General features: G+C 33.0%; 5 protein-coding genes and 3 pseudogenes. All 8 read left to right on the top strand.

Going from position 1 to position 10,657, the window contains the following annotated elements:
• Positions 1–43 precede the first annotated feature (43 nt).
• A pseudogene (locus tag ACODS7_RS02690) lies at positions 44–1,693 on the top strand (MFS transporter); the annotation flags it as partial.
• A complete protein-coding gene (essA, locus tag ACODS7_RS02685; RefSeq protein WP_000595661.1) occupies positions 1,665–2,168 on the top strand; it encodes a type VII secretion protein EssA in 504 nt (167 codons plus the stop codon). The pseudogene ACODS7_RS02690 and the gene essA, both read left to right, overlap by 29 nt.
• A 4-nt stretch (positions 2,169–2,172) precedes the next feature.
• Complete coding sequence (locus ACODS7_RS02680; protein WP_098629211.1) at positions 2,173–2,424, top strand: EsaB/YukD family protein; 252 nt, start codon at positions 2,173–2,175, stop codon at positions 2,422–2,424.
• A gap of 73 nt (positions 2,425–2,497) precedes the next feature.
• Positions 2,498–3,697, top strand: coding sequence for a type VII secretion protein EssB (gene essB, locus ACODS7_RS02675; protein WP_098629210.1), 1,200 nt, complete (start codon positions 2,498–2,500; stop codon positions 3,695–3,697).
• A gap of 39 nt (positions 3,698–3,736) precedes the next feature.
• A pseudogene (locus ACODS7_RS02670) lies at positions 3,737–4,018 on the top strand (FtsK/SpoIIIE N-terminal domain-containing protein); the annotation flags it as partial.
• A gap of 21 nt (positions 4,019–4,039) precedes the next feature.
• Positions 4,040–8,242 (top strand): annotated as a pseudogene (essC, locus tag ACODS7_RS02665) (type VII secretion protein EssC); the annotation flags it as partial.
• A complete protein-coding gene (locus tag ACODS7_RS02660) occupies positions 8,239–9,060 on the top strand; it encodes a DUF3952 domain-containing protein (RefSeq protein WP_088114935.1) in 822 nt (273 codons plus the stop codon). The pseudogene essC and the gene ACODS7_RS02660, both read left to right, overlap by 4 nt.
• Before the next feature lie 22 nt (positions 9,061–9,082).
• The gene (locus ACODS7_RS02655) at positions 9,083–10,642 is read left to right on the top strand and encodes a lipase family protein (protein ID WP_043938475.1); all 1,560 of its coding nucleotides are present in this window, start codon (positions 9,083–9,085) and stop codon (positions 10,640–10,642) included.
• Positions 10,643–10,657: the final 15 nt, after the last annotated feature.

The raw sequence follows: 10,657 nt of genomic DNA, 5'->3' as shown, positions 1-10,657 counted from the left end.
AACCCTTTTGAAGGGAATTTCATTTTATTTGTTCTCTTAAGTTGATGGGCATGGGGGGAAACCTGATACAGGAGGAAATCCAGACACAGGAGGGAAACCTGATACAGGAGGGAAACCTGATACAGGAGGAAATCCAGACACAGGAGAAAAACCTGATACAGGAGAGAAGCCAGACACTGGGACAGATAACGGTAGCAATTCAAAAATTATTGAAAGTACAACGAATCAAGTTATACATCAAAAAACAGAAAAAATACCAGATATTACTTCTAGTGTATTAATAAAAGAAGCAGTAGATACAGTCGAAAGTTATCAAGGTTTAATGAGCCTTTACGAAATGTATTATGGGATTGATTTAAGAACGAAAGATGTAGGTCCTAAGTTAGAAGAGGGAAGTTTAGATGCAATTGCGACGGATCAATCTTTGTACTACGTATTAAATAAACAAAGCTTAATTGATTTAATTTCAAATCTTGTTTCATCAAGTATTACTACAGAAATAAAGCAAGATATGTCAGGTTTAAAACAAAAAATAAACTCTTATCAACAATCTATTACTAGTGCGGATCAAAATTCTATGCTACTAGCGGAGAAATTAAATGGAACGACGCAACAAGCGACTAGTATGAATGAAAATTTAGGAGAGTATGTAAAAGGTTTAGCGAAATGGCGTGAGAATAGCTTAAAGCTAGTTGAAGAGCAGCAAGTAGTAACAACAAATCATGCTGGTGAGCAAACGGCTGTTTTATCGTTAGATTCTGGTATTAAATCATTAATGATGCAAAGTCAGTCATTGGTCGAAAGTTCGAAGCATAGTTTAGCAACTTCAGACGATGTATATAAAACATTTGATCAAATTAATGGACAAGCAAAAGAAATTCAAGACAGCGGAACGACAATTGTTTCAAAAGCTGATTTATTATTAAATGACTTTACAAAGAAAATGGAAGATGATAAATCATTCTCCAAAAACTTTACGAAAATTTTAGCGAATAGTCGTATTGGAGATCGTCAAAATGAAATGCTATATGACTTTTTAGCTAGTCCAGTTCAAAAGCAAAATGATGGAGTAATTGTAGCAGGTAATGCTTTTACACCGTACTTAATTGTATTAACTTGTTTCATTGTTGCATTATTTACAGCATACGCAATTGCGAATCAAGAAAAGAAACGAATGCAATCGGATCATTTTGAAGAGAAATTCTCATTAATTGATATGAATGTACCAACTACAGTAGTAGCTTTCGGTATATCAATTGTGGAAGGAATTAGTATAGGTATCATTTCTGGGCGTCTTTTAAAGTTCGGTCAGGATCAAAGTTTGCTATGGATTGCGTTCATCACATTTATTATGATGGCGTTTGTATTGGTCTCAACCTACTTATTACGACAAATAAAAATGGTAGGAATGTTTATACTATTAGTATTTTTAAGCATGTACCTATTTTTAACTGAGGCAGTTGGAAGTAAAGTAGATCAAATGTCTTCTGTCGGAAAGATACGTCAATTCTCACCGCTTCAGTATATAGAAAGTTTTCTAAATGATTTTATTAGTGGGAAAGATACTGGGAAAGTTATTTTTGTCGTATTGTTTGTAATTGCCATTATTGGATTGGTTAGTAATCTATTTGTATGGCATAAGAAATGGGAGGAAAAAGAAGTAAATGATCAAACAATGGAGCATAGTGGCTAAGTTATCATTTCTCTCTATCCTTTTACTGTTTGTCGCGCTACCGATAAGGAGCGCGGCTGACAGTTATCTTGGTGATGATGGGAAGATTAAGTTTAAAGTGGATCGACTTGAAGAAAGCGACCAAGAAAAAAATAAAAAGGAACATAAGGAAACAGAATTAGATAAAGCATCAATTGAGTTATTTAACCAAGATATAGAAGAAGAAATTGAGAAAAAGAAAAAGAAAGAACAAAAAGATATGGAAGCTCTGCGAGATTCTCTTTTTATAAAACAAAAAGAGAATAATAGTGTTAAAGATACGAAAAATAGTTTGTTTAGCAGTGAATACATTGTCAGAAAAAGTGCAGATGAAGTAGCGAGTAATGAAACAATGAATGAAGAACCAATTAGTATAACAATAATATTATTATTTGGCGGCGGCATTCTACTTATTTGCATCGGTATTTATACGGTTCTTCGTAAAAGTTGGAGGTAAAGCGATGGCAATACAAACACATATCAATGTGACAGTAGATTTTAGTAAATGGAATGGAAATACATATGATTTGCGTATTCCGAATCATCAATCTATTAAATATTTATTAAAAAACTTATTAGATACGCTAAAGATTGATAATCATGAAGGTTCACATTTTGTAATTAAAGTGAAAAATAAGTCAATTGTTTTAACAGATAATGATTGTTTAATTGATCACCAAATAACAGATGGAGATATTTTGCAAGTTTTATAAAGAATATTTTTTACTTTTAGTTATTTGAAAATAAGTTATTACGGGTTATAAAGAAAAGGAGAAGAGGATAAACATGACGGAAAAAATAATTCAAATTGATGCAATGAACTATCAATTTCAAATAGAAAAAGAAAATTGGAAATTGGAGATGACCAAATCTCAAACACGTATAAAAGACTTCCGTCAATTCGATATAATTACGGACGAATCATCTGAATTTGTACCATTAAAAATAGAAGAAACGGATGATATGTTTACGTTTCTATATCAAGTAGATAAAAAATTATATAAGTGGGACGATCTTAGCCGTTTTGGAAGAAATGAGAAATTAAGACTACTTCGGAATGTTGCGCAGTTTCGTAAATATTTAAATAAACGAATCACGTTCTTTTTACATCCAGACAATATAGTTTTTAATGCTAATTTAATACCAAGTATTATACATAGAGGAATTCGAGATATTGTTCCGCCAACCCCGTTATTAGAAGAGCAATTTTTAACACAATATAAATGTCTAATTATTGCTTTATTCTCCCAAAAACATAACTTTGATGATTTGTATGCTGGGTTACTAAAAGATGCAAAAGAAACAACATTTGAACAGACCGTTGCTCAAATGGAAAGCTTAGATGCATTACTGCAGTTTCTTAATGACAGCTTTGAGAAGGAACAAACAAAAACAGAAAAAAATATGCAGTTAGTACCTAAAAAAAGCTATAAATCATTTAAATACTTAGCTTTTTCCTTCATAGCGGCGACAGTTATTTTAGCTGCTCCTTTAATATATTTCACTTTTATAAAATTTCCTTATCAAAATAAATTGTTAGAAGCAAATGCAAGTTTCATAGCAACTGATTATGACAAAGTCATTACGCAATTGAATGAGGAGGAGTTTGAATCATTACCGATTGCATCTAAATATGAGTTAGCATTTGCATACATTACAGCTGAAAAACTAGGTGAAGCTCAAAAGAAATCGATTATGAAAAACATTAGTTTGAAAAGTGATGAAAAGTATTTGCTGTATTGGATGTATAACGGAAAAGGTAATTTTGATAAATCATTAGATTTAGCTAAGACACTTGATGATCCTCAGCTTATTATGTACGGCCTTGTTAAACAAATTGAATCACTGAAAAATAATCCGGATTTATCAGGGGAAGAACGTGATCAAAAGTTAAAAACATATGAGCAACAATTAGATGAATATAAAAAGAAATATGGCAATTCATCAAGCGATAAAAATTTGTCGGACACGGAGAAAAAAGAGTAAGCACTTGATGAGACAGTTGAAAAGGAGCAGTGAACACGGATGGAGCAACTATTAGTATTGACTTATGGAGACAAAATATATAAGTGCACATTACATCCAAATGAGCAATCAATAGTGTCGATTGGAAAAGAGTGGACAAATGATATTACGAATCCAAGTTTAGAACAAGAAGTAGAGTTAAAGTGGAATAATGAAGTAAATGCTTGGATGGTACAGGATCAGTTAATAGAATTTAATAAGGAAATTGAGATTGGGAAAACAAGAGATGTGAGCTTGAAAATCTTTATATCTATTGTTGGTACAACTAAAGTGTTTGATATCGGAATGAAACATTCTCTTACAGTGAGTCAAAACGATTACGATGATATTTCTATTACTGGGACTAGTGTAGATTTAATGCTATCTCGCGAAACGTTGTACGATTCTTTTAAAGTGAACGTGTATGGCGGGGATGTATTTCATAATTATACGAAGTTAAAAGATAGCGTTATGTTGGAATCAGGAGACGTATTATATTTTGATGGTATTTTATTGGAGATTGGTAGTGAAGACATTCAAGTACTTTCTTCAGAAGATAAAGTGAAATCTGAGTTACCTATTTTAGTAGAATCAGAAACAAATTATCAAAGTGGTTATCCAGACTATCATCGTTCACCACGTATTATTTACCGTGAACCAGAAGAGAAAATGACAATTGCAAAGCCTTCAAGTATGCCATCAAAACCAACGGAGCATTTAGCAAGAATCATTGCACCTTCACTTGTCATGATTGTCGTAACCGTATTACTTGCTATTTTCATGAAATATGGAATGTTTATTATCGCATCGATTGCGATGACATTAGTAACAATCATTGTTTCTGTCACATCGTATATTAAAAATTTGAAGCAATATAAAGTCGACATTGTTGAACGAGATAAAAGCTATAGAGAGTATATAAAACAAAAAACGAAAGATTTACATGCAGAAAGTGAAAAACAGCGTCACGCATTACATTATCACAATCCAAATGTAGAAGTAATACGTAATATGGCAGTTCAAGTAAATCCTCGAATTTATGAAAAAACAATGTTACATCATGATTTCTTAACATTTAGCGTTGGAACAGGACAAGCTAATACGAGTTTTGAAATTCAATTTAATGAAGAAGAATTTAGTCAAACGAAAGATGAATTAATTGATATAGCACGTGAACTAAGACAGCGTTATCTATCATTGGAAGATGTACCAGTTGTAACAGATTTAATGAATGGACCAGTCGGTTATATTGGTCAACGCTCTTTAGTGTTAGAGCAATTACAATTATTAGTTGCACAAACGGCTTTATTCCATAGTTATTATGACTTGCAGTTTATTACTATTTTTCCGGAAGAGGAAAAAGAAAAATGGGATTGGATGCGCTGGTTACCTCATGGAAGTGTTCGCGATATAAATGTACGTGGATTTGTATACCATGATCGTAGCCGTGATCAAGTGTTAAATAGTTTGTATCAAATATTGAAAGAACGAAAATTAAAACTAGATGAAAAAAGTTCTACTAATGAAAAAATGTACTTTGCACCGCACTATGTCGTTCTCATTACAGATGAAAAACTAATATTAGACCATGTTGTTATGGAGTTCTTTAATGATGATCCGAGTCAATTAGGTGTATCGCTTGTATTTGTACAAGATGTTATGCAAAGTTTACCGGAGCATGTGAAAACGGTAATAGATATAAGAGATGCAAAACAAGGGAACATCATCTTAGAGCAAGGAGAACTTGTTAACCGTCAATTTAAGCTAAACCATGTGCCAAAAGGATTCAATTTAGAAGATATTTCACGGGCATTAGCACCATTAAATCATTTGCAAAACTTAAAAAATAGTATTCCAGAAAGCGTAACATTTTTAGAAATGTACGGCGTTGAAAAAATAAAAGAACTGAATATCACAAGTCGTTGGGAGAAAAATGCAGCGCATAAATCTTTAGCTGTACCACTTGGATTACGTGGGAAAGAAGATATCGTAAACTTAAACTTACACGAAAAAGCACACGGACCACACGGATTAATAGCAGGTACAACAGGTTCAGGTAAATCGGAAATTATACAATCGTATATTTTATCTCTAGCAGTCAATTTCCACCCGTACGAAGTAGCCTTTTTACTAATTGACTATAAAGGCGGCGGAATGGCGAATTTATTCAAAAACTTACCGCATTTATTAGGAACAATTACGAACTTAGATGGAGCACAAAGTATGAGAGCGCTCGCATCAATTAAAGCTGAATTACAGAAAAGACAACGATTATTTGGTGAAAATGATGTAAACCATATTAATCAGTATCAAAAACTGTATAAAGAAGGCTTAGTAAGTGAGCCGATGCCGCATCTATTTTTAATTAGTGATGAATTCGCGGAACTGAAGTCAGAACAACCAGAGTTTATGAAAGAGTTAGTTTCAACAGCGCGTATCGGTCGTTCGCTCGGAATCCATTTAATATTAGCTACGCAAAAACCGAGTGGTGTTGTAGATGATCAAATTTGGAGTAACTCGAAATTCAAACTAGCATTAAAAGTTCAAAATACGTCAGATAGTAATGAAATTTTAAAAACACCAGATGCTGCTGAAATTACATTGCCAGGACGTGCTTACTTACAAGTTGGGAATAATGAAATTTATGAACTATTCCAATCAGCTTGGAGCGGAGCAGACTATGTAGAAAACAAAGAGGATAAAGAACATTTAGACGCAACAATATATGCAATAAATGATCTAGGACAATATGAAATATTAAGTGAAGACTTAAGTGGACTTGGTAGCAGTAAAGAAGTAATAAGCGTACCATCTGAACTGGATGCTGTTATTGACTACATTCACGATTACGCAGAAATAAATGAAATTGAAGCCTTAGCAAGACCGTGGTTACCACCACTTCCAGAAAGCGTATATTTACAAGACTTACATGCTATTCAGTTCAAAGAAGCATGGACGAAAGAAAAGAAACCATTACAAGCAACAATTGGTCTACTAGATCAGCCTGAATTACAATCACAAACACCATTAACTTTAGATATTAGTAAAGACGGACACGTAGCGGTCTTCTCAAGTCCAGGCTACGGAAAATCAACATTCTTACAATCAGTCATTATGGATGTAGCTCGTCAGCATAGTCCGGAGCATTTGCATGTGTATTTAGTGGACCTTGGAACAAATGGTCTTCTACCTTTAAAAGGATTATCTCATGTAGCGGATACGATTACGATTGACGAATCTGAAAAATGTTTAAAGTTTGTTGAAAGATTAACTCAAGAAATGAAAAATCGTAAACGATTATTAAGTGAATATGACGTTGCAAATATTGAAATGTATGAAAAGGCAAGTGGGAAAGAAATACCACATATTATTATTGCAATCGACAATTATGATGCAGTAAAAGAAGCAAAGTTCTATGAAAGCTTTGAAATGCTAATTATGCAAATTGTCCGAGATGGTGCAAGTTTAGGAATTCATACCTTAATTAGTGCAGGGCGACAAAATGCACTTAGAATTCAATTGTACAATAATATTAAAATCCAAACTTGCCTATATATGATTGATCAAAGTGAAGTAGCTAGTATTGTAGGGAGATCTGATATAAAAGTGGAAGAAACAGCAGGAAGAGCGTTAATAAAACTAGAATCTCCTACATTATTCCAGGCTGCATTGCCTACGAAAGCAGAAGATGAACTACAACAAATTCAATTATTACAACAAGAAGCAAATGATATGGATCGAGAATGGGATGGAGAACGTCCGAAGGCAATTCCAATGATGCCAGAAGTGATTGATATTGCTACTTATCGTAAAAATAAAGACGTTACAAAAGCTCTACAAGCAGCAAGAATTCCAATGGGGCTTGATTTTGCAAACGTAGAAGTTGTAGCTCATGATATTGCAGTGAATGATCATTTAATGATTTATAGTGTAGATGATAGTATGAGAAAACAAATTGTATCTAGCATCCTATCTCAATTGAATAAAGATTATTTTGAAAGTGTGACGTTGGTGGATACAGCAGAGTATAGTTTCGTTCAATATAAAGATAATGTGACGCATTATATTGTAGACGAAAATGAAATCAATATGCATGCGAAGTATTGGATGGAAGTAATTCGCGAACGAGCTTTTGAATTAGCACAAGCAAGACAAGAAGGTAGAGAAATTCCTACATTCACAAAACAACTCATTATCATGACAAATGTTGAAGAGTTTAGTAAATTTGTTTATTTAGAAATGGAGGATGCAGCGACTTTAATTGATCTATCTCGTACAGTAGGTATTTACTTTGTATTAGCAGGTCACCATGACTACATGGACCGAAATCGTGAAGCTGTACCTATGAAAATGAGAAGTAAACTAACAGCAGCAATTATCGCAATGCCATTAAATGATCAAAGTATCTTCAACATAAAATATATAAGCAACGAAGCACCATTAGGTAAAGATGAAGTGTACTACTACCAAAAAGGGAACATAATGAAACTAAAAATGCCTAGAGTAACTAACGAGGTGACAGTATGAAATTAAAGAAGAAAGCTAAGGTGATGATAGTCGTGTCAATAGTTGCAAGTTTATTAAGTGGGTGTGGTTTTGGGGAGACGAAGATAGAGTATGAGAGATTTGTTAAGGCATTAGAAGAAGAGGATATGAGTACGGTAATGTCTGCGAGTGATGATGGGTATGCTTATGTGGCCCAACGAGGTATATATAGTACATTTGAACAAAAGGAAGATGGAGAGCATAGTAAAACAATTCGTCAAACTACTGAAGGTGTATATAATACAAAAGATAAAATTTTTTATGGTGACACGATACAAACAATTGCTACGGATATAGAAGATAATAAGCAAAAAAGGACAAATGAAAATTATAAAAAGGAAACTATTTATAGTACTAATGTTAAGTATGAAAATGGGCAGGTGAAAAGTCCAAATTCAAACCTGGATGTTTCATATGTGAACGTAATTGTAGATCGTTTAAAAGGGATAGGGAAACTAAATATGAAACCAGGTGATAATATAAAGAAATTTGATCAGCCTAATACTGTTGGGTATAAACTAACTGAATCAGAATTTCAAAGTATTTTAAATGACAAACTAAAAATACAATATGATGAATATGAGGGAGCAACAATTGTAATTCATCTTGATTCTGCAAAAAAACCCAAACAAATATTACAAATAAGTATTGATATAGATTATAAGAAAAAGAGTGATGAGGGGAATTTATTAGAAAATATGGTTCAAATAAAAACGTATTTTAATAAAAAAGGAGATAATGAACAAGATGCAAAAAATGAATACTCAGACTATAAAGTAAGTTACGGAAATATAAAGTGATTAAGAAACGGGAGGAACTGGAATGAAAAACAATGAGGAGCAAGATAAGGATTTAAAGATAGCTTCTGATTGGGGTAAATTAGAACTGTCTGGAACTGATATTTATTCTTTTAGGGAAGGAAGATATCCTTATGATAAATCAGACGAAAAAAATATAAAGAGATTACAAGAAAACTTTAACGCAAAGTATTTAGATCATAAAGTAGATGAAAATACTGGATTTGCAGCGTATGCTTTTGAAGATAAAACAACAGGGGAAATTATAATAACGTACGTAGGAACAGAAGATGTAACGGATGCAATAACAGATGGTGAAATTGGAGGACATAATATAACAGGTGCAAATAAAATAGTGTTAGGTGATTTGGAACACGATTTTACAGTTAGACAGTATGATCAAGGAGAAGAATTTTATTTGAAGGTTAAACATGATAACCCTTCTGCCAAAATTAGTGTAACAGGGCATTCATTAGGTGGTGGTATAGCTAATACCGTATCGCTAAGACACCAAGAAGATAATATTGAATCATTAACATTAAATCCAGCACCTGTATTAAACCGAGATGTTGATAAATTTGGTAATGGATTTGATATGAATAATATTAGGAATGTTATTAACGAAAAGGATCCATTACATCTCGGAATAAAATTGGCGGACTTTACAATACCTGGGAGAATGTATATAATTCCAAACCAAGCATGGCATTCTTATGTTTTTTCTAAGAAAGATTATGATAATCATGGCAAGTTAATATGGTTTGATAAATTAACCAGTACTAATGATACTGGAGGGGATATAATTCCAGGTTTTGTAGAGTTTACCCAATCGGCAGGTGCTTTTTATACAGGACTTATAAATAAAAAGTTTGGAAGGCAAGTTTCTTTAGCGGAAGAACAAGTCGCAGGTATAGGAATAAACTTTATTCTAAAAGGAACACCGCTTTCACCGATTTTATGGGGGGTACTTACCTATTCAGATGCTGTACAAGCTGGGAGAGAATATAGAAAAATAAAGGGTCAAGTGGCAGAAAGTATTTATAACCTCCATAAAAAGTATGAAGGGCTAAAATCTCAAATTACAGCAGAAGCAATTCAATTTAGCATAATGGCTACAATCGAAATTAAAGGCGCAGTAGATACAGCTGTAGAGTGGATTGAAACAACTTTAGCGAAATGTAAGGAAAAAGTTTTAGAAGTATTAGAGTCTGTATTTAATACTGCTATAAACTTTTTAGCTGGAAGTGTTGCAGTATATTTAGCTACAAGTGAAATTTTAGAAATTGCGAAAGAAGTAGCAGCTTCTTACGTCCAAGATTTATTAGATTTGTTTAAAGGAGATTTTGTGGTTGACACAAATGTAGCTGCAATTGTATCTGAACATATATTAAGTCATCGTCACTCATTATTAAATCTCTTTATGAATGATAACAGCAGGGGGTTAAACCGTTCTTTATTAGGTGAAATTGCTAAAGATGTGAAGGAGTTATCGAAAGATTTAAAGCAATTAAATGACGATGTTTCAGAAGCGGTATTTTCTATGTTTGCAAAAGACGAAGAATTAGGAGCAGTTTCATATTATTAAAACTCCAAGTTTATA

The sequence above is a fragment of the Bacillus sp. FG16 genome, from assembly GCF_057809515.1.
Note: the sequence above shows the minus strand (reverse complement) of the source record. Positions and strands in the feature narration are given on the sequence as shown.

Bases quoted from the DNA above. Each gene is read 5' to 3' on its own strand.
- essB (WP_098629210.1), top strand. From the start codon at position 2,498: ATGACGGAAAAAATAATTCAAATTGATGCAATGAACTATCAATTTCAA.
- essA (WP_000595661.1), top strand. From the start codon at position 1,665: ATGATCAAACAATGGAGCATAGTGGCTAAGTTATCATTTCTCTCTATC.
- ACODS7_RS02655 (WP_043938475.1), top strand. From the start codon at position 9,083: ATGAAAAACAATGAGGAGCAAGATAAGGATTTAAAGATAGCTTCTGAT.
- ACODS7_RS02660 (WP_088114935.1), top strand. From the start codon at position 8,239: ATGAAATTAAAGAAGAAAGCTAAGGTGATGATAGTCGTGTCAATAGTT.
- ACODS7_RS02680 (WP_098629211.1), top strand. From the start codon at position 2,173: ATGGCAATACAAACACATATCAATGTGACAGTAGATTTTAGTAAATGG.